Source organism: Extibacter sp. GGCC_0201 (assembly GCF_017566055.1).
Classification (GTDB): domain Bacteria; phylum Bacillota; class Clostridia; order Lachnospirales; family Lachnospiraceae; genus Extibacter.
Window position 1 is genome coordinate 15,342 of the sequence record NZ_JABFCH010000009.1, and the last position, 25,726, is coordinate 41,067.

The following is a 25,726-nucleotide window of genomic DNA, read 5'->3' on the forward strand; positions in this document are numbered from 1 at the left end:
TTAGTGGTTTGCCTTGTACTTATTCTTCAGCGCATCGATGATGACTGCAATCATAATCATCGAACCGCCCGCCGTATTGATTAGATACGGGTTGATGCCAAGGATATTAAGTCCTACCTGGAATAATGTGATGAGCAACACTCCGCCCAGGACCCCATTCACCTTACCGACACCGCCCGTCAGGCTGACACCTCCGATGACCGCCGAGGCCAGGGCATACATCTGCATATTGTCACCGAACGAAGCGGGCACCGCCCCCATGTAAGCGGAATACATCCATCCGGCGAGGGCGCATAGCCCGGAAGAGATGACAAAAGCCATGATTTTGACCCAGTCCACATTGATGCCGCTCGCCTTCGCACAGCTGATATTGCCGCCCACGGCAAAGAGGCTCCGTCCAAATGTAGTCTTGTTCCAGAGAAAGCCGATGCACAGGAATACGAAGACGAGCAGAACAGACATAAGCGGTATGCCTGCGATGTTTCCTTTGCCTACATAGTTGTATTCCTGCGGGAAATTGGTAAATGTACGGCCCGCTGTAAGCGCGAGCAGACCTCCCATGAGAATCAGGTTCATAGCAATCGTCTCGATGAGAGAGGCGGCCTTGAGTTTTGTGATAATAAGGCCGTTGACCAATCCGATAAGGCATCCGAAGATTAATATAAAAATGACGGCAAGCCACCACGGAAGGATATTGTTCTTCATCAGATACGTGCCAAGCCCTGCTGAAAATGCCATGCTTCCCACGATAGAGAGGTCTATCTCGCCAAGCAGCAGCACATGGGCAAGCCCGACGGTCATAATGCCGAGAGCCGATGCCTGTATCATAATATTCTTGATAATGGTCACGGTAAAGAACGCCGGCTGGTAGATTCCCATCACGATCAGTGATATGACAAGCAGGAACCATACGATATTATTGCTCAGCAGCTCTATCATATTTCCTTTGTAGTTTTTATGTTTCATCTGTCTGACGCTCCTTTCAGCGAATCCCGGATATCTGTAATCTCTTCCACGGTGAGATTCTCATTTGCAATCTGTCTGACAAACCTGCCCTTATGGAAAAAGCAAATCTCGTCGCAGATCCGCAGCATTTCTGAATAATCACTTGTATGATATACGATGGATATCCCTTCTGCCGCCAGTTCATCTACCAGGCTCAGAATCTCTTCCCTGCTCCCGATATCGATGCCGATGGTAGGCTCATCGAGAAGCAAAAGCCTCGGTTCCGTACAGAGGGCTTTTGCCAGGACTACTTTCTGCTGGTTCCCCCCGCTCAGCGTCCTGGTAGGCTCTTTGGCATTCTGTGCCTTGATTTCCAGACGGTTATAGTATTTCATCGTATTTTTCAGTTCCAGCTTATCCCGGATATACCCCATCCGGCTCAGCTTGTCCTTCATGACGCAGATACTGATATTGTGCAGGATAGACATGTCCTGTACGAGCCCTTCCGCGTGCCTGTCAAAAGGCACATACATGATTCCATGCCGGATAGCGCTTCTCGTGTCCTTCACCTGTATGTCCCTTCCGCTGCCGTCTTTAAGCGAGCCAAAACGCAGCGGCGTCAGTCCGCCGAGCACCCTCAGCATTTCACGAGCCCCTGACTCGGGGAACCCTACGAAGCCTACAACCTTGCCCGGGTACATCTTCATCGAGACATGGTCCACACAGTCTGCCACGAGTTCCCGGCACTCGATCGTACAGGGGCCTTGGGGCTGCTTCAGGTTCTTCTTCCTGCAGAACAGGTCTACGCTTTCCCCGATAATCATCTTAGACAGTTCCAATTCCGTCTTCCCCTCTTTTAGGCTGATGGAACCTGCATATCCGTCTTTAAATACAGTGATATTGCTGCAGATTTTCAACACTTCATCCAGATAATGGGATATGAATATGAAGCTGACCCCTTTTGCGCTCATCTCTTCAATGAACTGGAACAGATTATTGCGTTCTTCCTTAGTAAGCGATGTGGTAGGTTCATCGAGTATAATCAGCTTCGCTTCACTGAACAAAGCCCTTATGATATTTAATTTCCGCTGTTCCACGAGACTCAGCTTTCCTGCCTTCGTCTGCGGGGATACGCTAAGGCCGTATACGTCCAGCACTTCTTCTGCCATATCGTTCATCTTCCTCTTGTCTACCGTGCCATTCTTTTTCTTAGGCCACACACCGATGAATATGTTCTCTGCTACCGAGAATTCCGTAACAATTGATGAATGCTGCGGTACGAGGAAGAGGCCCGACTTCTGCCTGTGCAGGACAGACTCCTTATCGATATTCCTTCCTTCAAAGATGACTTCCCCCTGATAATCTTCAATCAGACCGGTGATGATATTTACAAATGTACTTTTTCCCGCCCCGTTCTTACCGACAAGCCCGTGGATTTCACCTTCCTCAACCTGAAAATCAATTCCGTTCAGGACTTGCTTGGTATGAAAACTTTTACATATATTTTTCGCTTCCAGCAACAATGTCTTCATCTCCTTATGAATGGAATGAGCATATGACAATCTGCCACATGCTCATCCAAACTGTGTTAATTACCTACTTGGCTTCCAGCATGACCCATCGGGATTAATACTCGATACCGAGAACATCCGCTGAATAACGGCCGGAATTGTTCGGATCCTGTGCATTGTCTTTGTCTATCTTGTGAGTTGGAAGGCTGATCCATGGGCCTTTCCATTCTGTCGCATCTTTAATCTCGGTGCTGTCCCAGGAGAACTTGAAGTAGGAATCCTTAGCTTCATATGTATCCGGCAGGTCTTTGCCTTCAAAGATATACTTATCCATCATTTCCAGACAGATTGCTGCAACTGCGTGCCAGTCAAGGTTGACTGTACCATCCATATAACCTTCTGAGATACGGTCCAGAGCTGCCGGTTCCCCGTCCAGCGATACCATGATGATATGTCCGTCCTCTCCGACTTTCTTAAGCTTCCCGGCCGCTTCTACCGCCTCATATACACCGTAGAAAGCATTGTCACATGGAGCATGTACCGCATCGATATCCTCGTTTGCCGCCAGCGCGTTGGAAGCCGCGTCCTGAGATAAGAGGCGGTCTCCCTTGCCGCTTGCCTCGATGACTTCAATATTCGGATATTTTTCCATCACATCGTCGAAGCCCTGTTTTCTTTCCTGCATGACCTGGCTTGCCAGATCTCCGAATACATTCAGGACTTTACCTTTTTCTTCCCCGTTTTTCTCTTTCAGCTTGTCGACGATGATTTCTGCTGCCTGCTGTCCTGCCATAAGGTTGTCACAGTCCACTGTGATATCGATATCTCCTCCGGTAATCGGCGTATCATATACGCCAATCGGGATGTCCGCGTCATTTGCCTCCTTCACGCAGTCAATCAGGCTCTCTGAGTCGATTGCCGTGACGATGATTGCCTTAGGGTTCTGGGTGAGGACAGTCTTAAACTGCTCCACCTGTTTGGAGACGTCGTTCTCCGCATTCAAGATCTCATAGTCACAGTCAAGGTCGCCTGCATATTTGTCAAAGGCTTCCTGCATGGCCGCCCATGCATAGTAGTCAAGTCCCTTGTGCAGAAGATATATCTTTCCATCCTTGTCCTCGCTGCCGCTCTTGGCATTCGCAGAATCGTCTTTCTTCTCCTCCTTTGCTCCACATCCGATTACCATAGCCGCTGTCATTGCCACACAGAGAAGCACACTCAATAATCTCTTTTTCATACTTGTTCCTCCTTCTTTAGATGAGATGATTTGTTTTTGATCGAACACGATTGCAAGGAAATTATATGGGAATCATTTTCAATCGTTTTCAATCATTTATTTTAATTTAAATTACCACACTTTTGTATTATTGTCAATTATTTTTCTCTTTTTTGATTGTTATTTATTCATTTTATTGACTTATCAATCATAACATGATAAAATAAGCTCAAAATTTATCATTCCCTTAAAGGAGGTTTATATTTATGAGTCGTAGCATGAAGCAAGTTGTTTTACATGAAACGAAATCATTTGCTTTTCAGAATGTGGAAATGCCTGTACCAGGCGAAGGGCAGGCACTGCTCAAGATGAAGGCCATCGGAATCTGCGGGTCAGATATCCATACTTATTTTGGAAAGCATCCATTTGTACATACCCCTATCGTCCTTGGACATGAAGCGAGCGGCGAGATCGTATCCTTCGGCCCGGGGGCACATGACGGCCTGAAAGAGGGAGACCGCGTGGTCATACGTCCTCAGCGTACGTGCGGCAGATGCCGTCCCTGCAGAGAAGGGCGCTACAATATCTGTGAAAGCCTGAACGTGCTCGGATGTCTGAGTACCGGAGGCTCTTCCGAATATTTTGCTGTGGAGCATTCTATTCTATATAAGATACCAGACACGCTCTCCTTCGCTGAGGGAACGGTACTGGAGCCTCTGGCCGTCGGTGTCCACGCGGTAAAGCGGGCCGGGGATCCGGCGGGCAAGAATATACTCGTCTGCGGTGCCGGAACAATCGGCAATGTAGTGGCCCAGGCGGCCCGGGGCCTTGGTGCCCGAAATGTCATCATCACTGATATCTCGGAATATAAGCTGGACCTTGCACGAACATGCGGCATCTCCAACTCCGTCAATGTAAAAGACGCTAATCTCCGTGAATCGGTGGACAGGATTCTAGGCGGGGAGCAGCTCGACCTTATCCTGGAGTGCTCTGCCGTGGAGTCTGTATTAAACGATGCAATAGATATCGCACCGAAAGGCATCAGTATCGTTATCGTCGGAGTATTTGAGGACATGCCGAAGGTTGACATGGCAGCCGTACAGGACCGGGAGTATGCGCTGCTTGGCACCCTCATGTATACCCATGAAGATTATGTCGATGCCATCCGCCTCGCAGGGGAACAGAAAGCGGATTTAAAGACACTGATTACAAAGACGTACCCGTTTGAACAGTATGCAGAGGCTTTCCAATATGTAGAAAACAACAGGGCAACGGCACAGAAAGTTATCATTGAGCTCTAAAGGAGGAAGAAAGGGAGGAAGGAACATGGATACGAAGACTTACACACAGCAGGAAATGGCATCTTATATTGATCATACGCTTTTAAAGCCCGATGCATCGAGGGACGATATCTTACAGATCTGCCGGGAGGCAGTGAAGTACCGCTTTGCATCCGTATGTGTCAATCCGTCATGGATTCCGCTTGTATCAAAGCAATTGAAAGGGACAGGGGTAAAAACATGCTCTGTCATCAGCTTTCCGCTTGGAAGCGAGACGCCTGAGATGAAAGCGATGGAAGCTTCCTATGTCATCGGCCAGGGTGCGGATGAAGTGGATATGGTCATCAATATCGGTGCGGTCAAATCCGGCGACTGGGAACTGGCGGAAAGAGACATCCGGGCTGTGACAGACGTAAAGCGTCATGCGCTTGTCAAAGTAATCATCGAGACCTGCCTCCTGACAGAGGACGAAAAGGTGAAGATCTGTAAGATTGCCAGACAGGCCGGAGCAGACTACGTCAAGACTTCTACCGGCTTCTCAAAGGGCGGGGCGCTTGCCTCGGACGTGGCGCTGATGCGAAGGACTGTCGGACCGGACACAGGCGTAAAGGCATCCGGCGGTATCCGCACCCTGGAAGACGCACAGAATATGCTGGCAGCAGGCGCTACCCGCCTCGGTGCCAGCGCGGGAATTGAAATTATCAGCTCACTTGCTTAAGGAGGCGACATCATGGAACAAAATCTGAAACAATACTCTGCAAGAATCCGTACGGTACTTCTAAAGCTTTTGAAAGCGAAAAACGGCGGCCATCTCGGCGGATCCATGTCCATCGTAGAAGTGCTCTGTGTATTGTATGGCAGGCAGATGAAGTATAATCCCCGGGATCCGGGATGGGAAGAGAGGGATCTTCTCGTCCTGTCCAAAGGCCACGCGGGACCTGGGCTCTATGCCGCCCTCTGCACAGCAGGCTTCTTTAAGGAACGAAAGCTATACTCCCTGAATGACGGAGGCACCTGCTTTCCATCCCATCCGGACAGGGCGAAGACACCGGGCGTGGATGCGACGACCGGTTCGCTCGGGCAGGGGACATCTGTCGCGGCCGGCCTCGGCTACGGACTGAAGCTTCAAGGATCCGACCGCTATGTATATCTTATCACAGGAGATGGAGAACTGAACGAAGGGCAGTGCTGGGAGGCTTTCCAGTTTATCGCGCATCATAAGCTTAACAATGTCATTGTGCTCATCGACAATAATAAACGGCAGCTTGACGGATACACGGCTGATATCCTTAACCCATATTCTATCGAGGATAAGATGAAGGCATTTGGCTTCTATACCGAGACGGTGCGCGGAAATGATGAAGAAGCCATCTCACATGCCATCGACCGTGCAAAAGCGGTAGAAGGCTCGGCGGTCTGCATTGTCCTGGATACGATCAAGGGACAGGGGGTCACGTATTTTGAAGAGATGGAATCCAACCATTCGGTGAAATTCAATGAGCAGGACTGTCTGGAGGTGGATGCCGCACTAACCAGCCTCGCTGCGGATTATGGATTGGAGGAATTATAATGTGGAGATTATGTAAGGAGACGGAAGAAAAGAGCAGGGAGCTGCGGCAGATATTCACTGAGACGCTTAAGGAGATGATATCCGAAAACGATAAGATTCTGGCTTTGGAAGCAGATCTGGGCGGAGCGTCCGGATTTCTGGACATCAGGCAGTCGCATCCCGCACAGTTTCTCGACGTGGGCATTGCGGAGGCCAATATGATCGGCGTAGCCGCAGGGCTGTCTATGCTCGGTTATATCCCATACGTGCATACCTTTGCACCGTTCGCCTCCCGCAGAGTAGAAGATCAAATCTTCCTTTCCGGTGCCTATGCCGGAAATACAATGAATATCTACGCTTCCGACCCCGGCGTCTGCGCGGCCACTAACGGGGGAACCCACACTTCGTTCGAGGACCTGGCTTTCATGCGGGCCCTGCCGGAAGCACTTGTCTTCGACCCGGCTGACGATGTACAGCTTCGATGGCTCGTACGTAAGCTGGCCTCCCATAAGGGCGTGCACTATATCCGCACAAGCCGGAAGTCTGCGGACCGGATATATGAGGAAGGTTCCACTTTTGAAATCGGAAAAGGAAACATATTAAAGGAAGGCACTTCTGTCCTGCTCATCGCTATGGGCGAAGTGCTCGGCGATGCTCTGAAGGCGGCACGGGAGCTTGCCCAGGACGGCATCTCTGTAGAGGTCGTCGACATGTTCACGGTCAAGCCTCTGGACACGGAACTGATACAGCGGGAATCCCGTGGAAAGCATCTTGTCGTCACCTTTGAAAACCACAGTGTCATCAACGGGCTCGGGTCTGCCGTATCCGATGTGTTGTCCGAGGCAGGGGCAGGTATTCCCTTAAGAAAAATCGGGGTAAACGACCAGTTCGGGCAAGTGGGAAGCATTCCGTACCTGAAAGAAGCCTACGGGCTGACAAAAGAACATGTCAAAGCGGTGATAACCGGGTATTTTAAAAATTAGGCTGGCTGCACGCTGATTGAGGATAACATGGCAGAATCACAAAATGCCAGTTCAAAACCGTGTGTGCCCTTGTAAACTGACGCTAAGAACATTGCAAACAAAAGGCCTCTGAGGGGAAACCGTTCAAGTTTTCTTCCCTCAGAGGTCTTTTTATAACAGTGTCAGTCCTCCAGTTCATACAGCCGTGCGGCGTTGCGGTACATGATGTCCTCTATCTCTTCCTCCGTCAGCAACGGCCATCCGCAGCGTCTGTTTATCTCGTTGAATCCGGTGCGGACTTTTTGGATGTGGCCTCGTATCTCGACCGAAGGATCTGCAGAAAACGGATAATTGTCCGGCGCCACAAAATCAGTGGCGAACATAATCTTATCGAGTACACCGTATTCCCTGGCCTGTACGAGGTTCCACGCAATCGTCATCTCTCTGTCGTAGGCCATGGATAGGTCTGTATACATCCGGTCTGAGTTGGCCATCAGGATGAACAACTGCTCCGTGTGCGGATACCCCATATGTTCGACTACTATCTTCATCTTCGGAAAGTCCATCATCACGTCATTTAGATGTTCCGGCCTGTAATATTTCATCGGGGCAAAGTAAGGAGGACATTCGCTCATTGCCGAGTGATGGTACTGGACGACAATGCCATGCTTCTGTGCCAGCTGATAGAATGGATAGACAGTCTTGTCATTGGCATTGTAATGCCCGCACGGAGGCGTGAGCAGCACGCCACGGATCCTGCCGTTTAAGACATCATCCTCAAACTTATCAAAAGCTGCCTGGTTGAAGCGGTTTATTTTGTCAATCGGCTCCACGCTCCCAAATGGAATGATAAAGTCTGGATATCTGCCATAGGCTTCCTGAATGTAGTTTTCACCCATATCTGTATTCCAGATCCGGTACATGGCCTGACCCATGGCAACTACCTTCTCTATTCCCATGTCCTTCCACATCTTAACCAGCTCATCCAGATCCATGTTCTCAGGGATGCGCCAGTTATCAAGCCACTGGTATCTTTCCTTATCAAAGTTTTCTTTTCTGATCAAATGCATATGAGCATCAATAATCATCCTTCATGCCTCCTTTGCTGATACTTATTGATCTTCGTTCCACTAGAAATTGTAATCGTCTACGGTATCCTTATCGAATTCCAGCACTGCATTGAACGTAATGTTCGTTCCGATTACAGATGAGTCCGGATATCCTTCCACAGTATCCCCTTCTTTATATTCTTTTCCGTCCGCCAGACAGCTGTATACGATATTGACCGCTTCTTTTCCAAGGGTCATTACATCCCACAGGCACCCTACTACATTCAGATTGTCTTTCTTCATATATTCTTTGATATTGTTCGGCTGCTCTGCGCCATATACGATCACTTCGCTTCTGCCGGATGCGTCCACTGCCTGTGCAGCACCCAGAAGTCCCGGTGTAGCGATGACGGCGATGAGGTCCAGATCTGGGTTGGCCGTCAGCAGATCCTGGCAGAGCGCGTACGCTTTCTGCTGGTCGCCGCCGTGATACACCGTAGGCATCACCTGGATATCAGGGAATTCGTTCTTCAGGACATCCTGAAGGGCCTCTTCCTTAAGCGTGAGGGAAGTCGCGGTCATATTACCGTTTACGACACCGACCTTGCCTTTTCCTTCCAGCATATCACCGATGGTCTTGCCCATCTGTTCCCCGTATATCTTGTCTCCGCACATGTTGATGAAATACTCGCGGGCTGTTTCGTCTACCACGTCATCATCCCATGTATATACACGGATTCCTGCATCCATAGCCTCTTTCAGCACCGGAACGAGTGCCTCTCCGTCTGCCGGGCATATGAGCAGCGCGTCCGTGTCTCCTCCGCTGATGAGGTCCTGTACCAGGTTCACCTGCTTGGACGCATCAAGCTCTGACGGTCCGATATAATCCAGCGTGATGCCCAGTTCGTCTGCCTGTTCTTTGGCCGCGTTATAATAGGATTCGAAGATAGGCATACCCATGACCTTTGGCATCATGACTACCTTAAGGTCCTCTGCCTTCTTTGTCTCTGCGGAACCGGACTTGCTGTCCTTATCGCCCGCTCCGCCTCTTGTACATCCGGCAAGCCCGAATACGAGAGCGAATGCCAGAATGACTGCCGTCAACTGTTTTACTTTTTTCATAGTTCTTCCTCCTTACATTGAGTTGGTTTGTTGTTTATTTTGACCGCTTATCATCCGTCTCTCCTTCAGTTTTCCGGAAAACTGCCGGATGAGCAGGACGGCAAGCAGGACAATCCCTATGAGCATCTGCCGTTTCAGAGAAGATATCTTATTCAGGTTAAGCCCGTTTCCCAATATTGCGAAGACGAGCACACCGATAATCGTGCCGGAGACTTTGCCGCTTCCTCCTGCCAGGTCGGTCCCTCCAAGCATGACAGCCGCCACGCCTTCGAACATATAGCTGGCCCCCGCGTCGGCTCTCGCCGTCGCAAGCCGGGAGGTCACGACGACGCCCGAGAGCCCGGCCAGAAGCGCTGCAGATGCGTAGCAGAGGATTATCGTCATCTTAACGTTGATACCGGCGAACCGGGAACCGACCGGCCCTGATCCGATCAGGTACACCTTCCGTCCGAACCGGCCCTTGTTCATCACGACAGACATAAGGATGACCAGGCCTGCCAATAGAAAGAGCTGGAGTGGAATCCCTGCCAGGTACCCTTGCCCAAGCATCAGAAATCCTTCCGGGAATCCTGAAATCGCGTCCCCCTTGGACAGTGCAAGCGCGATGCCCTGATAGAGTGTCATCGTTCCAAGCGTCGCCAGCATGGGCGCTATCTTAAGCTCTCCTACGAGCCAGCCGTTAAAGAGGCCAGCAAGAAGGGCCGCCATCAGGCTTAGCAGCACCGATGTCCAGATATTAAGGCCGCCCTTGAACAATACGCCTACCATGACCGACGTCATGCCAATCATCGCAGAGCTGGACATGTCGAATCCTCCGGTCAATATGACGAGCATGATGCCAAGGGATACGATGCCAAGTTCGCACATCTGCTGAAGAATCCTCATTAAGTTGCCAAATGCCAGGAATTCCGGTGTCGTCACACTAAGAAATATGGTCAGGCCCAGAAATACGATCAGAAGCAGTCTGTCATTTCCATCGAATGTTTTTGCTATTTTCTTCATCTGTATTCCCCCCGTTCTCTTTTCGTGTTGACCGCATCTATGATGACCGGTAAGACGATGCATATTCCGTTCAGTATGTTCTGCCAGTAGGCCTGTACGTGGGCCAGTACAAGTGCATTCTGTATGAGCCCCAGAAGCAGGACACCAAGCAGCGTGCTCAGCACATTTCCCTTTCCTCCGTTGATGCTTGTACCTCCAAGCACGACACTGGCGACGATCGTCATCTCCAGCCCGTTTGCCGCCGTCGGAAGGATGGCGCCGCTTGGTGAGAAATAGACGATTGCAGCTATACCGGTGAGCGCGCCCAGAGAGGCGAATACGAAGATATATACTTTACTCAGACTGACCCCCATCCGGACGGCAGCCGTTTTATTGCCCCCTACCGCATAGATCTGGCGCCCCATCTTCGTATACCGGAGTATGAGATGCATCGATAGCGCCGCCACAGCAAGTATGTAGATGCTGATGGGAATCCCAAGCCATTTACCAGTACCAATGGTCAGGAAGTATTTGGGCAGACCCATCAGCCAACTTCCCCGTGTCCAGTCCAGTATGAATCCACGGAAGATATTCATCATAGCCAGCGAGACGATGATGGGAGGCAGATTCGTCCTGGCAACAAGCGTTCCATTGACACCTCCGAGCAGGCTCCCAATTATGAGAAATGCCAGAAACATCGTGAATACGTTCAAGACCTGCATCTGCATAAGCTTCCCCGCCAGCACGCCGACCGTGACAAGCTGAGCAGACACGGATATATCGATGCCGCCTACGATGAGGACTGCCGTCATCCCCACTGCCATGATGGCATTAGCCGCATTGGTGGATATGATATTGATAAGGTTGAACGGTGTCAGGAACTGAGGATTGATCACCGTTGTAATCGCTGCGACTATCAGAATTGCTATCAGGAGCGTCGTCTCCCGCTTTGCAAATAATTTCTTCATCTCAAACCCCTTTCCGCACATCAGAGCGCTTTCTCCAGAATCTTTTCCTGCGTAGCCTCTTCCGCCTTCATTTCACCGACGATTCTGCCCTTCTTCATGACGACGATTCGGTCAGATACTTTTAGAATCTCAGGAAGTTCGGAAGATATGACAACGACACCCATCCCTCTTCCGGCCAGATTCCTCAGAAGCCTGTGGATCTCTGTCTTAGCTCCGATATCGACACCGGCCGTCGGTTCATCTACGATAAATATCTTCGGGTCCGTGGACAGCCATTTTCCGACTACTACCTTCTGTGCGTTTCCCCCAGACAGGTTTTCGATATTCATCTCCGGCAGCCTTGGCCGGATGTCCAGCTTCTCCATATTCTCATCTACAAGCTCGTCTTCCTTCTTCTTGTCAAGAAGGCTCATCTTACCGGTTATCTTATCCAGAACCGTGGCAGTCAGGTTGGCCCTCACGCTCTGCTTAACGATTATGCCCTGGGTCAGACGGTTCTCCGGAAGATATGCGAGCCCTTTCTTTATGGCACTCTGAGGATTGCCGATCTCCGTCTTCACCCCGTTCAAGAACAATTCTCCTGTATCAGGTCTCGTAATGCCAAACACGCTTTGAAACAGCTCGCTCCTTCCGGCACCTACAAGACCGGTAAGTCCCACTACTTCCCCTTTGTAAAGTGTAAAATCTATGTCCGCAAAGTTTCCTTCTTTGGAATACCCTTTCAGTTCCATGAGCTTATCATGGCGGTCCACTGGCTTCTTTTCCTCTATCTCATCGATTTTTCTGCCTACCATATGGACGACCAGCTTGTCCTCAGACATCTCTTCCGTCCGGAAGGTCCCGATATAGTTTCCGTCCCGGAGAATGCTGATCCGGTCAGATACACGGAATACCTCTTCAAATTTGTGGCTGATATACAAGATGGAAATGTTCTTTTTTCTCAGCATTTCAATAATATCATAAAGCTTATCTACCTCACCGCTTGACAGTGACGCGGTCGGCTCGTCCATGACTATGACCCTGGACTCAAAGTATACTGCTCTTACTATCGCCACCATCTGCTGTACGCCGATGCTTACATCTTCCAGCCTCTTCCTCGTATCTATCTCAATATCCAGAAGCTTCATGGCCTCCCTCGCCACCTTTTCCTGGCGTCTGTGGCTGATGAGCCTTTTATTATCCTTTCCCATGCAGATGTTCTCTGCTATGGAAAGATTCGGGTACAGGCTGATATCCTGATAGATGATAGATATTCCCTGCCGGATAGCAGAATACGGATCTGTGATGGTCTCTTTGGTCCAGCCAAGCCTGATCTTCCCGCCTTCATCCGGGTGGTACACCCCGGCAAGTATTTTTATCAATGTAGATTTTCCGGCTCCATTTTCACCGACAAGGGCGTGTACTTCTCCTTCTTTTAATTCCAGGTTTACATCATTTAATGCCTTTACACCGGGAAATGTCTTGCTGATATGTTCTAATTGAACTGCAATTTTATCCGCCATTGCTTCACTCCCTTTCCTCTATGGCACGTCATTATGCTTCCAGCGCGAACATCTCTTTCCTGTCCAGCAGGAACGGGAACATCACTGCGTTATAGCCGCTCATAGGAAGCACATCCTCATGGAGTGTGATGCCAAGTGTCTCTCTCATGAACTGCTGACGTTCCATTATTCTTGCATATACTTCCGGGTATCGGGACTTCAGCTCGCTTCTGAGCAATTCATCCGCAATTACGACCGTATCCTCGCAGATGGCCGTCATCACAGGCTGGTTCATACAGGCTACGATATCGCACTGGAAGTGGAGTCCGCTGCCCAGCTTAAGCTGTGACTTTTCACTTACCGGAGAATTGCTCCACTCATCCATACCGATACAGTGCCCGGGATTCAGGCCGACTCCAAACTTTTCCGACCCTACGTACCGGTGCACAGTTTCAAATATCTCTCCGCCTGTCGCTCCTTCTGTCACTGCGCTATACCATGCGGCAATCGCATGCCAGTAATTTTCATAAAATCCGTCAAACTCTTTTCTCTCTTCTTCTCCGAGCTTATCATACCCGGATGCCCCCATTCCGGATCTGGCGCACATAGATCCCCTTGTGGAATAAGAGATGGTCATCGGACTGCCATCCTCAAGCACCGAGAAGTCATCTGGACTCTTAAGTCCAAGGCTTACCGAACGTCTGCCGGCCAGTATATTAGCAAAGGTCATGCTCTCCCGGAGGTCTGCTCCTGACTGGCGTGAGATTTCCATCTCGCTCATTCCTGCCCTTGCACTTCTCAGCATTTTTCGAACACGGTTGGCAGCAGTTACAGACTGGTACTCGATAAACGCAATCTCGTTGGCGTCCCGCACTGTCATGCGCAGCCCGTCCGGAAGTCCCGTCAGCTCTCTTGTAAAGTCAGTTACCTGATCTTCCCCCGCAGCCTTATGAAGGGAGCGGACGATATAATAAGGGACATCGAACGTGTATGCTTCTTTGTCCTCGATTGCTTTCTCATAATATTTGTAACCGGCAAGACCTATCTGGCATCCTCTGCGTATGCCGATTGCCTCCATCATCTGTGACAGGGTGCTGCTGTTGTTGCGCGGCTGGCCCTGCAGGCTGAAGTTGCCATAATACAGCCGCTCCACTTCGTATGGGATGATGTAGCTGTAAGCCATGCCTTCATTACCTACCAGAATCCAAGTCTTCCCGTCCTTCCTGACGATGAGGAGCGTCTCTTCGAACCGGCAGTCATACCTGGTGAAATATTCTATATTTGCAAAATGTTCCCTGTCTCCATATAGTACTGCAAAGTCCAGATTCTTCTCCTGGATCCGTCTTGTAAGAAAATCCTTTCTTTTCTGATATACGCTGTCCTCCAGACGTACAGGCTTTACCTGTTCTTCATTTAGAATCCCTTCTGGGGTTTTTATCCTTACTACTCTGCTCATGTCGTTCTCCTCCTGCATGTTGACTATTAAACGTTTTATTTTTAGTGTCGTGAAGTGTATATGCTCTTATATGGCCGTCTCTACTTGCAAAAGAATATGGAATCATAAGCTTTTCCTGTTGATTTCCGCTCTACCCGCCTACATTTGAATACGGTATTTTCTATCTGGTGATCCGGATTGCTTATCTTAGCCAGCAGCTCCTCGATTGCCAGCTCTCCCATCTTCTTAAGCGGCATCTCCATCGTCGTCAGATTCGGTACGACAGCCTTTGACACGATGCTGTTATCGACGCCCATCACGGAGATATCCTCTGGTACCCGGTACCCGCTCCCCTGAATCTGCTCTATCATGCCGACCGCCATATTGTCATTGCCGCAGATAACAGCGGTGGGGGGCTCCGGCAATGCCAGCAGCTCCTTCGCGCAGCGCCGTCCGCTTTCTATTGTAAAATCCCCGTCCCTTACATATTCTTTATTCATTTGGAACTCATACTTGGTGATAGCCTTGATATATCCCCGGTATCTCAGGCGGATGTGCTGCTGATCACTCTTTACATCCACGAACGCGATCTTCTCGTGCCCGAGTGCCGCCAGATAATCCACCATACCGACCGTCATCTCTTCATTGTCAAACAATATACATGCGTGGTTCGTAAAATCGCTCCCGTTTTCCAGCAGGACATACGGAAAATCTTCTTTGAGGAAAAGCTTCAGCAGATTCTTTGACACTTCCCACGCCGACAAGATTGCCGCGCCGTCGATGATACGGCCCTGTATGCAGTCTTTCATATACCCCAGCGTATAATCTTCCTCCCCTACCTGGCCAATCTTGATCTGCAGATTATATCTTGTCATATGCAGACGGTCGTTGACGGCCTGTATGAGAGGCAGCTGATGCAGCCATGTAGAATCTCCGATTTCTCGTTCTGACAGTATGTATAGCAGAATCGTATTCGTCCTTCCGCTCGCCAGCCGCTGCGCCATCGTATTGGGAGTAAAGTGCAGGATCTTTATAGCATCCTCAATCCGCTCTTTGTTCTTCGGCTTCACCCCTTCCGGATTATTCAGATAATTAGAGATGGTGCCGACTGCCACGCCGGCTAATTTTGCCACATCCCGCAGTGTTGGATTATTCTTGCTCATACGTCACCCCTGCTGTTTCACTTGAACTAGTACAATTTGATTATCCTATACAGATATCCGAAATGATATTGGTAATTATTGGTCTTATCTGCTGTAAGTATGAACCGGTTCATTTACAACTTTAATTCTAATGTTGGACATGTTCATTTGCTATTGGCGAAAGCACATAATTTACTTTTTTATTTTTATCACATATCACAGTATCGTCTTTGTGAGCCGTCCATTTTAAGCCGACCGGTTGACATGTGCCGGGCAGCTCTATAATATGGGGCTCAGACAGAGACATCTGTTACTATTTCTCATAATGATAGGAGGTAATTGGATGAGCATCCGTATGAATGGTTATTTAGAAAGCAAAGATAGAAAAAGGAGGGCGCCGGTCTATACGATGGATAACGGGAAGATATGTGTGAGCATCTGTTCCTATGGAGGGTATATAACCTCCTTACAGGTGCCGGACCGGAATGGGACCTGTGGTGACATCGCCCTTGGATTTGACAATCTGGATGATTATGAACGTACTACCTTTGCCCCTTGCGGGATTGTGGGCAGATATGCCAACCGGATAAAGAACGGGAGGTTCTTAATAGGCGGTAAGGAGATCCAGGTTGCCCGAAACGACGGCTTTCATCATCTTCACGGCGGAAAAAAAGGATTCCACCGTTACATGTGGAATCCTTCTGTATGTATGGATGACAGCGGACAGGAATATGTCCGGCTGGAACGTCTGAGCCCGGACGGTGAAGAAGGCTTCCCCGGCAACCTGTCGGTCTCTGTCCATTTTGCCTTAAATAAACAGAACGAGCTTTCCATTCGCTTTCTGGCGGTCAGTGACAGAGATACGGTATGCAGCCTTTCAAACCATATGGCACTGAATCTGGATGCGTGCCGTTCCTCCACCTGTCTGGACCACCGGCTGAAGATATATGGCAGCTCCTTTGCACCTGCCGGCGATGATGGCATTCCAACGGGCCAGGTGCTATCCACCAGTCATACGAACATGGACCTGGGGACGGAACAGCCCATAGGTACGCAGATTGATATGCCTTCCGCATTTACAGAGACTTTCGGCGGCTATGACCATAACTGGTTCCTGGACGGCGGCACCCACCTGAAGCCCTGCCTCTTGCTCACCCATCCGGGCAGCGGGCGTACGTTAGAGTGCTTCACTACCATGCCCTGTGTCCATGTCTATACTGCCAACTCTCTCAACGGCAGCGAGACAGGCAAATATGGCGTTACGTATAAGAGGCACTGCGCCCTCTTCACCGAGACACAGTATGCGCCTGACAGTGTGAATCATCCGGAATGGGCACAGCCTTTCTTAAAAGCAGGGGAACTGTATGACCATACGACTGTCTATCGGTTTTCCTCGCCATGCCTTACAGAAGGCAGCTGAGTTTAGGATCTTGTTCCTGTATCGTCTTCTGGATAGCATCCTTGACCTGTTCGGCTATCTCGGTCGTCTTCATATCCTTATACTCGTCATAGCAGAGCGGTTTTAAAAAATGGACCTGGACGGTCACCGGCTTCGTCGTACTAGAGTCGAACGGGACGAACGAATCGATAAGGGCAACCGGAACAATCGGACATCTTGCCTTTGTGGCTGCCTTGAAGCTGCCTCCCTTGAACGTCTGCACTTCATTACCATTTCTGGAGCGGGTGCCTTCCGCAAAAATAAGATAGTTCCTTCCGTTCTTTACCTCATCGGCAACGTCGATGATAACCTGCATTGCCTGTCGGACATCGTCCCGGTCAATCATATATGCCTTCATACACGCGAATACCTGCTTCAGGAACTGGATATTGGCAACTTCTTTTTTCGCCACGACAGAAAATGGGCGCGGGCAGGCCTGTATGATTGCCAGTACATCATATAATCCCTGATGGTTGGGAAAGAACATAAATCCATCTTTTTCCGGTATGTTTTCTTTTCCGTGTACTTCAATCGTAACATTTCCGCCTTTGTTTGCGCGGGTCGTTATGAATTTCAGCATTTCAAATCGTTTTTCTTCCGAATACTTGTCCACATGGGAGGCATAATAACATAACTTGACCCACATAAATGGTACGAGGAAGATATTCCTGCATACCATAAGCAATATTCTCTTCATTATCTTTCATACTCCTTAATAGCAGTTTCGTACAGATTATTACCTTCACAGTCCGCTACGACGATAACCGGAAAGTTCTCCACGGTCAGCTTACGTATGGCTTCCGTCCCCAGATCATCGTATGCTACGACTTCAGACTTTTTGATACATTTGGAAAGCAGTGCCCCGGCACCGCCCACCGCCGCAAGGTAAACACTTTTGTTTCTTACGATAGCATCCAGTACCTCTTTGCTCCTTTTTCCCTTTCCAATCATGGCACCGAGCCCCATGTCAAGAAGCCTTGGGGTATATCTGTCCATACGGCTGGCAGTCGTAGGTCCGGCTGAACCGATGGTTCGTCCTTCTCGCGCAGGCGACGGTCCCATATAGTATATGACTTGGCCTCTGACATCAACAGGAAGTTCTTCGCCAGCGGATAATGCCTCATCCATCCTCTTATGGGCAGCGTCCCTTGCTGTATATATTGTCCCGGACAGATAGATATATTCCCCCGCGCGAAGTGTTCGGGCAGCCTCTCTTGTTATCGGCGCTTTAATATGCTTTTCCATCATAATATATTTCCTTTCACGTACTTTGTATTAGCTTATAATTCCCTGATTACATGTCTGTTCACATGGCAACATATATTGACCGCCACAGGCAGGCCCGCGATGTGGGTCGGGTAAGTATTTACATGGACCGCAAGTGCTGTCGTCGTGCCTCCAAGGCCGCCGGGCCCGATGCCAAGGCCATTAATCCTATGCAGCAGCTCTTCCTCCAGTTCCGACACCCAAGGAATGTCTGCGTGTGAGCCGACCTCCCTCGTTAGTGCCTCTTTGGACAGAAGTGCACATTTCTCGAAAGTGCCTCCTATGCCGACTCCGACTACCATCGGGGGGCAGGCGTTCGGTCCTGCGTCTCTGACAGCAGTCAAGACCGCATCTCTCACCCCGTCTAATCCGTCCGCCGGCTTCAGCATAAAGACGCGGCTCATATTCTCGCTGCCAAATCCTTTCGGAGCAACCTTCACAGTAACCTTATCCCCAGGCACGATACTGTAGTGGATGACTGCCGGGGTATTGTCCTTCGTATTCTCTCTGATGACAGGGTCGCCTACCACGGATTTGCGGAGGAATCCTTCCATATAACCCCTTCGCACCCCTTCGTTTACCGCCTCCTCAAGGCTTCCGCCCGTAAAATGGACGTCCTGTCCTGCTTCTATGAATACGACCGCCATGCCAGTATCCTGGCAGATAGGAATCATGTCATCCGCCGCAACCTTCAGATTCTCCTGCAGCTGCTCCAGAATCTGCTTCCCAAGCGGGGCCTCCTCGCTCTCAGCCGCCTCTTTCATCGCTATATCCATATCCTTCGACAGAAAATGGTTCGCTTCTATACACATCTCTTTGATATTATCAATAATAATACCTACGTCAATTGTACGCATGATTTACCTCCCGGTTTAAAATTGGATCGTTTTCACTTGTTATAGTATAAAGGTTTTAACGCCACATGTCAAAATCGGGGACAGGGCAAAATCGGGTTGGGGACGGGGGAAATTGAAATTTCCCCCGTCCCCAACCCGATTTTGCCCTGTCCCCGATTGAACTTTTCCACAAGTAACGCTATAATATGACCAAGAGATTTAGAAAATTTTACATATATGAAATGGGAGGGTTATAACATGACTACTGATATCAACATGGAGCTGCTGCAAAAGGACGCTGTGGATATCTTTCATTCCGGGTTCGCCTGTTCGGAATCTATCATCTATGCAATCAAAAAGCACTTTGAACTCGATATGTCTGATGACGCTATAGCGATGAGCTCCGGTTTCCCCTGGGGGCTCGGAGGCGGCGGATGTATCTGCGGCGCGCTTGCCGGAGGTACGATGTGTATCGGATATTTCTTTGGACGGACCACACCAGGCGATGAAAAGATTAACCGTTGCTTTGAGCTGACTAATGAGCTGCACGACTACTTTAAGTCGACCTGCGGCGGTACATGCTGCCGTGTCCTGACACGGGGGATGGAGCGGAATTCTCCTGAGAGGAAGGCTCAGTGTACGCAGTTTGTAGCCGACACGGTCAAGAAAGTTGCTGAGATTATAATCCGAGAGTTATAGTCTCCTTTAACAATACCGCCATAGAAAGGAACAGGGAGTGAAAACCGGTAAGAACTTAAGAAAAAAGATAAGGCGGGTAGATGTCCAGGTGTCTATCTTGATTATTATTACAACTATATTCTGTTCCTCTATCATATTCCACATAGGATATATTCTGGCATACAGGGACATGATACGGAATCTTGAGGAGAGAGTCACTGCTATTCACGACTATCTTGAAGACAGCCTGGACAAAAATACCTTCCGTGATATCAATACGAAGGAAGACATGGACAAGCTTTCCTATATCTCCATGAAGAAGGTGCTGGAAGACGTCAAGATGTCAACAAATGTCCGCTATCTATATACAGCCAAGAAAGACAACAGCGGAAATTTTATCTATGTCATAGACGGACTGGATTATAAAGCCGCAGATTTTCGTTATCCTGGAGATACGATAGAGCATGAGATATATGAAGACATGGAACGCGCACTGAATGGAGAAATCGTATTGCCTGATGATATTAAACAGACAGACTGGGGGAACATATTTATTACATATTTCCCCATACACGATAAAAATGAGGTTGTCGGCGTGCTTGGCATCGAGTTTGAAGCGGCTCATCAGTATGACACCTTCCACAAGATGAAGCTGTTTCTGCCGTTTATCATCCTCATTACCTGTATAGTCGGAACAGCCGCGGCAGTCCTCGTCTTCCGGAGAGTATCAAATCCGGCCTATAAGGACTTGGCCAATACGGACCATCTGACAGAGCTTAAGAATCGCAATGCCTTTGAAACGGACTTGAACAATCTGGATGCCAGGATAAAAAAAGACGGGATAGGCATCGTCATCGCTGACCTCAACAGACTGAAGCTCGTCAACGACCGGTTAGGCCACAGCACCGGCGATGTGTTTATACTGACAGCTGCCAGGGCCATACAGTCTGCGATTACAAAAAACAGTACAGCCTACCGGCTTGGGGGCGATGAATTTGTCATCCTCTTCTGGGATACGGATGCAGGAGAGATGAAAAGCTTCGTAGAAAATGTCAACAGCAGGCTGGCAGAGCTTTCGGCAGAACTTGCACTGGAAATCCCCCTGACGCTTTCCATTGGCTATGAACTGTTCCATCCTGAAAAAGATAAAAATCTAATGGATCTGTTCAAACGGGCGGATGCCGCCATGTACAGACAGAAAAAAGAATTTCATAATAATGAAGCAATATAAAAGCTGCCCCTTTATAGGGGCAGCTTTCTTATGAAAATTATTATGTTGACATAAATGTAAATCTGTGTTTTAATACATATGTAGTTAATTAGTCAAGTAATTAACCAAATAAGATAGGAGGGATAATATGAAGCAGGAACTAGACCAGGAAAAGCCCATCTTCATACAGATTGCAGAAACCATAGAAGATGGCATATTGACCGGGGCTTTCCACGAAGAGGAACAGATTCCTTCCATTACGGAATTCTCCGTTAATTATAAAATTAATCCGGCGACAGCACTAAAAGGAATTAATCTACTAGTAGACGAATCAATCTTATTTAAAAAGCGGGGTGTGGGAATGTTTGTATCAAATGGGGCCGTACAGAGATTAAAGGATAAGAGGCAGAGTCAGTTTTATGACAGCTATATCTGTAAGCTGATAGAGGAAGCCAAAAGGCTAGGTATTACAAGTGAAGACATTATCGCGATGATCGAAAGGGGATTTGTAAAATGAAAGGAATAGAGATTAAAGGCATTTCCAAGACTTTTAAAGACACAAAAGCTTTGGCTGACGTAAATATTCAACTAGAAGAGGGTAAGATCTACGGTCTTTTAGGGAGAAACGGGGCAGGCAAATCTACGCTTCTGAATATCATCAATAACCGGATATTCCAAGATGAGGGAACCGTGACGCTAGACGGCGAGCCTGTGAAAGAGAATGAGCAGGTGCTATCCCGCTTTTTTCTGGTGAATGAAAATAATCTGTATCCAGAGGGAATGAAAGTGAAAGAAGCCTTCTTCTGGGGCAAAGAATTCTATCCTGATTTCGATATGGAATATGCAAATAAGCTGTGCAAAGTATTCGAGCTACCTAAAAAAAGGAAAATCAAAAACTTATCTACCGGCTATCAGTCTATATTTAAGAATATCATGGCTCTTTCCGTCAATGTTCCATATGTATTTTTAGACGAACCTGTCCTTGGACTGGATGCATACCACAGAGATCTGTTTTACAGGCTTCTTATCGAGAAGTATGCCCAAAACCCATTTACCGTGGTAATTTCAACCCATCTGATTGAAGAGGTGACTAATATTGTGGAACATGTCGTTATTATAAAAAACGGACAGATTATCAAAAATGAATCAAGAGATGATATTCTGAACGGCGGCTATTGTGTATCCGGTCCGGCTACGATGGTCAATGCATATATATCAGGCAGGGAAACGATTGGGGAAGATACGATTGGGGGCCTGAAAACCGTATATCTTCTAGGTAGGCCGGATGATGTACTCCCTGACGGACTGGAGATATCGTCCATGGATCTGCAGAAATTATTTATTCAGCTGACAGGCGTATAAGGAGGGAATTAGAATGAAAAAAGCACTGAGATATCAGTTATCAGACTTAAAACTTGTGTTTATCTGTTATTTTGCCATCTTATTATTCATTTTTGCAGCAGGCTTCATCGGTCTAAGTCTCGTAAAGATTAATATTGGAAGTGGATCTGTATCTATAGGAATGAGTGGCGCATTCGTATGCCTGATAACAGGCATCAGCATGTTCAGCGAGCACTTCCTCATGCTGATACAAAATGGTTTCAGCAGGAACATATATTTTAAAAGCAGCCTTTGTACGATAGGCATATTCAGCGTCGTTTTTGCCATTGCAGAGGGGCTTATGACTAAGTTGATTCAGATTGCGGCACTATCCTATAAAAATATAAAGGTTAATACTTCCATCCAGATGATTTTCCCTTCTCTCCATGAGAAGCTGGACGGGACAGCGGGATTCTTGATGAACATGCTGCTGACTGCTCTCATGACAGGATGCCTTTTTCTGCTTGGCTATCTTGTGGCAGGCATCTTTTACCGGCTTCCTAAGCACTTCAAGACACCCTTTGCAATCTGCCTGCCGGTAACGTTATTTATCATACTGCCATTAATCTGCGGGTTATTCCCATCAGCCTGGAATACATTTGTAGATATTCTTTTAACCGTTATGGGAATTAACTCCAATAATCTAATTCTTACTTACCTGTCCTTTATCATTACTTTTATACTATTATCTGCGGCAAGCTTCGCTGTCGTAAGGCGGGCAGAAGTAAAATAACATAATATACGAAAAAGGGGGAACCTGAACTACTGGTTCCACCTTTTACTACTTACTGCTCTTTTGTGTTTTCTTCCTGTTCTTCTTCCGTATCTTCATCGTCCCCTTTACGGACCTTTGCAATGCTTGCAACCGTATCCCCGTCAGGCAGGTTGATAAGCCGTACTCCTGATGTCACACGGCCAAGAGAGGATATGTTATCACATTTCATGCGGATGATGATGCCGCCTGTGTTGATGATCATAATCTCATCATCTAAATCTACTGCTTTTACACCGACGACGTTACCTGTCTTTTCCGTAATCTTATAGCATTTTACACCTTTTCCGCCACGGTTCTGGCTTGTGAACTCTTCCATCTCCGTACGTTTTCCCATACCTTTTTCAGATACGATAAGCAAGTGCGTTCCCTGAGAATCCAGCTGCATGCCGATGACCTCATCACGGTCTGCCAGGTTCATTCCCCGTACTCCCATAGATGTCCTGCCTGTGGAACGTACATCTCTCTCATTAAAACGGATGCACTGACCATATTTGGTCACAAGGATAATATCACGTTCATTGTTCGTATACTTGACCTCTATGAGCTCATCCTCTTCCCTGAGCGTGATTGCTGCAAGTCCGGTCTTGCGCACATTGGCATAATCTTTTATCGGAGTCTTCTTGACGAGTCCCTTCTTTGTAGACATGAAGAGATATTCGCCCTCTTTATATTCTTCAATCGGAATCACTGCCGTAATTTTCTCTTCCGGCATAAGCTGCAGAAGATTGATGATTGCGGTCCCTCTTGAGGTCCTGCCTGCTTCGGGAATCTCATATGCCTTGAGACGGTATACACGGCCTGTATTGGTGAAGAACATGATATAATGGTGCGTATTCGTCATAAAAAGTTCTTCTACATAGTCCTCTTCCAGTGTCTGCATACCCTTGATGCCTTTGCCGCCCCTGTGCTGTGCCTTGAACGTGTCATTAGACATACGTTTGATATAGCCAAGCTTTGTCATTGTAATGACTACATCCTGTCTCGGTATCAAATCTTCCATAGAGATGTCAAATTCATCAAAGCCGATAGATGTCTTTCTTTCATCTCCGTATTTATCCCGGATTACGATAATCTCTTCTCTTATGACGCCAAGCAGCAGCTTTCTGTCTGCAAGGATTGCTTTCAGTTCTCCTATCTTTTTCATGAGTTCTTTATACTCATTTTCAAGCTTCTCCCTTTCCAAACCTGTCAGGGCACGCAGACGCATGTCCACGATGGCCTGTGACTGTACGTCGGATAAGCCGAAGCGTTCCATCAATTCAGCTTTTGCGGCCTGGACATTGTCTGAACCTCTGATGATTCTGATAACCTCATCAATATTATCAAGAGCTATCAGCAATCCTTCCAGGATATGTGCACGTTCTTCTGCTTTGTTTAGCTCATATTTTGTACGCCGTGTCACGACTTCTTCCTGATGCTGCAGATAATAATTCAGCATATCAAGAACATTCATGACTCTCGGCTCGTTGTTGACAAGGGCAAGCATGATTACGCCGAACGTATCCTGCAGCTGCGTATGCTTATACAGCTGGTTCAGTATAACATTTGCATTGGCATCCCGCCTCAGTTCGATACAAACACGCATACCTTCCCTGTTTGACTGGTCGCTCAGATCGGTAATTCCATCAATCTTCTTATCACGTACCAGTTCTGCAATCTTTTCAATGAGACGGGCTTTATTGACCATGTATGGAAGTTCTGTCACGATAATACGGCTCTTTCCGTTTGGCATCGTCTCGATGTCGGTCACCGCGCGGACGCGGACTTTTCCACGGCCGGTCCGGTATGCTTCCTCTATGCCTCTTGTGCCGAGTATCATTCCTCCGGTCGGGAAATCGGGACCTTTTATCACCTTAAGTATATCCTCAATCGTCGTCGCTTCATTATCTTCTATCTCGTCATCGATGATTTTGACAACTGCATTGATAACTTCAGCCAGATTGTGTGGCGGTATATTCGTGGCCATTCCGACCGCGATACCGGATGTACCGTTGACGAGCAGATTGGGGAATCTGGCAGGAAGTACCGCCGGTTCCTTTTCTGTCTCGTCAAAATTCGGTATAAAGTCTACCGTGTCTTTGTTGATATCTGCAGTCAGTTCCATCGATATCTTGCTCAGCCTTGCCTCCGTATAACGCATGGCAGCTGCGCCGTCACCGTCCACCGAACCAAAGTTGCCGTGTCCGTCCACGAGCGGATATCTTGTAGTCCATTCCTGGGCCATATTGACAAGCGCTCCGTAGATGGAACTGTCGCCGTGTGGATGGTATTTACCCATCGTATCACCCACGATACGGGCACATTTCCTGTGCGGCTTATCCGGGCCGTTGTTCAATTCAATCATGGAATAGAGAATCCTTCTCTGTACCGGCTTCATGCCATCTCTTACATCCGGCAGTGCACGTGATGCGATTACGCTCATGGCATAGTCGATATAGGAGGTCTCCATCGTCTTTTTCAAATCCACTTCATGGACTTTATCAAATATATTATCTTCCATCG

General features: G+C 48.2%; 24 protein-coding genes. 10 read left to right on the forward strand and 14 right to left on the reverse strand.

Features of this window, described 5'->3' with window-relative positions; all coding sequences use genetic code 11:
* From HJV72_RS07770 to HJV72_RS07780, 3 genes are all read right to left on the reverse strand, one after another.
* Nucleotides 1-966 (reverse strand): ABC transporter permease, encoded by a 966-nt coding sequence (locus HJV72_RS07770; protein WP_208070075.1) that lies wholly within the window; start codon nucleotides 964-966, stop codon nucleotides 1-3.
* Complete coding sequence (locus tag HJV72_RS07775; RefSeq protein WP_208070076.1) at nucleotides 963-2,465, reverse strand: sugar ABC transporter ATP-binding protein; 1,503 nt, start codon at nucleotides 2,463-2,465, stop codon at nucleotides 963-965. Before HJV72_RS07775 ends, HJV72_RS07770 begins: the two co-directional genes overlap by 4 nt.
* A gap of 106 nt (nucleotides 2,466-2,571) precedes the next feature.
* The gene (locus tag HJV72_RS07780) at nucleotides 2,572-3,693 is read right to left on the reverse strand and encodes a sugar ABC transporter substrate-binding protein (RefSeq protein ID WP_208070077.1); all 1,122 of its coding nucleotides are present in this window, start codon (nucleotides 3,691-3,693) and stop codon (nucleotides 2,572-2,574) included.
* Between the two features lie 245 nt (nucleotides 3,694-3,938).
* Here HJV72_RS07780 and HJV72_RS07785 point away from each other — a divergent pair, with 245 nt between their 5' ends.
* From HJV72_RS07785 to HJV72_RS07800, 4 genes are read left to right on the forward strand one after another with little or no spacing between them, the layout of a single operon-like run.
* Nucleotides 3,939-4,973 carry a zinc-dependent alcohol dehydrogenase gene (locus HJV72_RS07785; protein WP_208070079.1) on the forward strand — a complete coding sequence of 345 codons (1,035 nt, stop codon included), beginning with the start codon at nucleotides 3,939-3,941 and terminating at the stop codon, nucleotides 4,971-4,973.
* Nucleotides 4,974-4,998: 25 nt separating this feature from the next.
* On the forward strand, nucleotides 4,999-5,670 hold the full coding sequence (gene deoC, locus HJV72_RS07790) for a deoxyribose-phosphate aldolase (protein WP_208070081.1): 672 nt from the start codon (nucleotides 4,999-5,001) through the stop codon (nucleotides 5,668-5,670).
* A gap of 12 nt (nucleotides 5,671-5,682) precedes the next feature.
* Nucleotides 5,683-6,522 carry a transketolase gene (locus HJV72_RS07795; protein WP_208070083.1) on the forward strand — a complete coding sequence of 280 codons (840 nt, stop codon included), beginning with the start codon at nucleotides 5,683-5,685 and terminating at the stop codon, nucleotides 6,520-6,522.
* Nucleotides 6,522-7,484 carry a transketolase family protein gene (locus tag HJV72_RS07800; protein WP_208070085.1) on the forward strand — a complete coding sequence of 321 codons (963 nt, stop codon included), beginning with the start codon at nucleotides 6,522-6,524 and terminating at the stop codon, nucleotides 7,482-7,484. Before HJV72_RS07795 ends, HJV72_RS07800 begins: the two co-directional genes overlap by 1 nt.
* 161 nt (nucleotides 7,485-7,645) lie before the next feature.
* Here the strand turns inward: HJV72_RS07800 and HJV72_RS07805 are convergent, their stop codons facing one another.
* The 7 genes from HJV72_RS07805 to HJV72_RS07835 all read right to left on the reverse strand — a co-directional run bounded on the left by HJV72_RS07805 (nucleotide 7,646) and on the right by HJV72_RS07835 (nucleotide 15,662).
* Nucleotides 7,646-8,551 carry an amidohydrolase family protein gene (locus HJV72_RS07805; RefSeq protein WP_208070087.1) on the reverse strand — a complete coding sequence of 302 codons (906 nt, stop codon included), beginning with the start codon at nucleotides 8,549-8,551 and terminating at the stop codon, nucleotides 7,646-7,648.
* A 42-nt stretch (nucleotides 8,552-8,593) separates the two neighbouring features.
* Nucleotides 8,594-9,634 carry an autoinducer 2 ABC transporter substrate-binding protein gene (locus HJV72_RS07810; protein WP_208070089.1) on the reverse strand — a complete coding sequence of 347 codons (1,041 nt, stop codon included), beginning with the start codon at nucleotides 9,632-9,634 and terminating at the stop codon, nucleotides 8,594-8,596.
* A gap of 12 nt (nucleotides 9,635-9,646) precedes the next feature.
* Nucleotides 9,647-10,636 carry an ABC transporter permease gene (locus HJV72_RS07815; protein ID WP_208070091.1) on the reverse strand — a complete coding sequence of 330 codons (990 nt, stop codon included), beginning with the start codon at nucleotides 10,634-10,636 and terminating at the stop codon, nucleotides 9,647-9,649.
* The gene (locus HJV72_RS07820) at nucleotides 10,633-11,583 is read right to left on the reverse strand and encodes an ABC transporter permease (RefSeq protein WP_208070094.1); all 951 of its coding nucleotides are present in this window, start codon (nucleotides 11,581-11,583) and stop codon (nucleotides 10,633-10,635) included. The genes HJV72_RS07815 and HJV72_RS07820 overlap by 4 nt, the downstream gene beginning before the upstream one ends.
* Before the next feature lie 20 nt (nucleotides 11,584-11,603).
* Nucleotides 11,604-13,085, reverse strand: a complete 1,482-nt coding sequence (locus HJV72_RS07825) for a sugar ABC transporter ATP-binding protein (RefSeq protein WP_208070097.1) — start codon at nucleotides 13,083-13,085, stop codon at nucleotides 11,604-11,606.
* Nucleotides 13,086-13,116: 31 nt separating this feature from the next.
* Entirely contained in the window at nucleotides 13,117-14,520 is a 1,404-nt protein-coding gene (locus tag HJV72_RS07830; RefSeq protein ID WP_208070099.1) for a hypothetical protein, read from the reverse strand.
* A gap of 80 nt (nucleotides 14,521-14,600) precedes the next feature.
* The gene (locus tag HJV72_RS07835; RefSeq protein ID WP_208070101.1) at nucleotides 14,601-15,662 is read right to left on the reverse strand and encodes a LacI family DNA-binding transcriptional regulator; all 1,062 of its coding nucleotides are present in this window, start codon (nucleotides 15,660-15,662) and stop codon (nucleotides 14,601-14,603) included.
* A gap of 322 nt (nucleotides 15,663-15,984) precedes the next feature.
* Between HJV72_RS07835 and HJV72_RS07840 the strand changes: the two genes are divergently transcribed.
* Nucleotides 15,985-17,061 (forward strand): aldose epimerase family protein, encoded by a 1,077-nt coding sequence (locus tag HJV72_RS07840; protein WP_208070103.1) that lies wholly within the window; start codon nucleotides 15,985-15,987, stop codon nucleotides 17,059-17,061.
* Here the strand turns inward: HJV72_RS07840 and HJV72_RS07845 are convergent.
* From HJV72_RS07845 to HJV72_RS07855, 3 genes are read right to left on the reverse strand one after another with little or no spacing between them, the layout of a single operon-like run.
* A complete protein-coding gene (locus HJV72_RS07845) occupies nucleotides 17,045-17,776 on the reverse strand; it encodes a lysophospholipid acyltransferase family protein (protein ID WP_208070105.1) in 732 nt (243 codons plus the stop codon). The two genes, HJV72_RS07840 and HJV72_RS07845, sit on opposite strands and share 17 nt — an antisense overlap.
* Nucleotides 17,776-18,324, reverse strand: a complete 549-nt coding sequence (locus tag HJV72_RS07850) for a Fe-S-containing hydro-lyase (protein ID WP_208070243.1) — start codon at nucleotides 18,322-18,324, stop codon at nucleotides 17,776-17,778. Before HJV72_RS07850 ends, HJV72_RS07845 begins: the two co-directional genes overlap by 1 nt.
* 35 nt (nucleotides 18,325-18,359) lie before the next feature.
* Nucleotides 18,360-19,202 (reverse strand): fumarate hydratase, encoded by an 843-nt coding sequence (locus tag HJV72_RS07855; protein ID WP_208070107.1) that lies wholly within the window; start codon nucleotides 19,200-19,202, stop codon nucleotides 18,360-18,362.
* A 237-nt stretch (nucleotides 19,203-19,439) separates the two neighbouring features.
* Here HJV72_RS07855 and HJV72_RS07860 point away from each other — a divergent pair, with 237 nt between their 5' ends.
* From HJV72_RS07860 to HJV72_RS07880, 5 genes are all read left to right on the forward strand, one after another.
* Nucleotides 19,440-19,880, forward strand: coding sequence for a C-GCAxxG-C-C family protein (locus tag HJV72_RS07860; protein WP_208070109.1), 441 nt, complete (start codon nucleotides 19,440-19,442; stop codon nucleotides 19,878-19,880).
* A 37-nt stretch (nucleotides 19,881-19,917) separates the two neighbouring features.
* Nucleotides 19,918-21,090: a GGDEF domain-containing protein gene (locus HJV72_RS07865; protein WP_208070111.1), complete on the forward strand. Its 1,173-nt coding sequence runs from the start codon at nucleotides 19,918-19,920 to the stop codon at nucleotides 21,088-21,090.
* Between the two features lie 127 nt (nucleotides 21,091-21,217).
* Nucleotides 21,218-21,586 carry a GntR family transcriptional regulator gene (locus tag HJV72_RS07870; protein ID WP_066571248.1) on the forward strand — a complete coding sequence of 123 codons (369 nt, stop codon included), beginning with the start codon at nucleotides 21,218-21,220 and terminating at the stop codon, nucleotides 21,584-21,586.
* Complete coding sequence (locus HJV72_RS07875; protein WP_208070113.1) at nucleotides 21,583-22,431, forward strand: ATP-binding cassette domain-containing protein; 849 nt, start codon at nucleotides 21,583-21,585, stop codon at nucleotides 22,429-22,431. The genes HJV72_RS07870 and HJV72_RS07875 overlap by 4 nt, the downstream gene beginning before the upstream one ends.
* Before the next feature lie 13 nt (nucleotides 22,432-22,444).
* A complete protein-coding gene (locus HJV72_RS07880) occupies nucleotides 22,445-23,182 on the forward strand; it encodes a hypothetical protein (RefSeq protein WP_208070115.1) in 738 nt (245 codons plus the stop codon).
* Nucleotides 23,183-23,234: 52 nt separating this feature from the next.
* Here the strand turns inward: HJV72_RS07880 and gyrA are convergent, their stop codons facing one another.
* Nucleotides 23,235-25,724, reverse strand: a complete 2,490-nt coding sequence (gene gyrA / locus HJV72_RS07885) for a DNA gyrase subunit A (RefSeq protein ID WP_208070117.1) — start codon at nucleotides 25,722-25,724, stop codon at nucleotides 23,235-23,237.
* Between the last annotated feature and the right edge of the window lie 2 nt (nucleotides 25,725-25,726).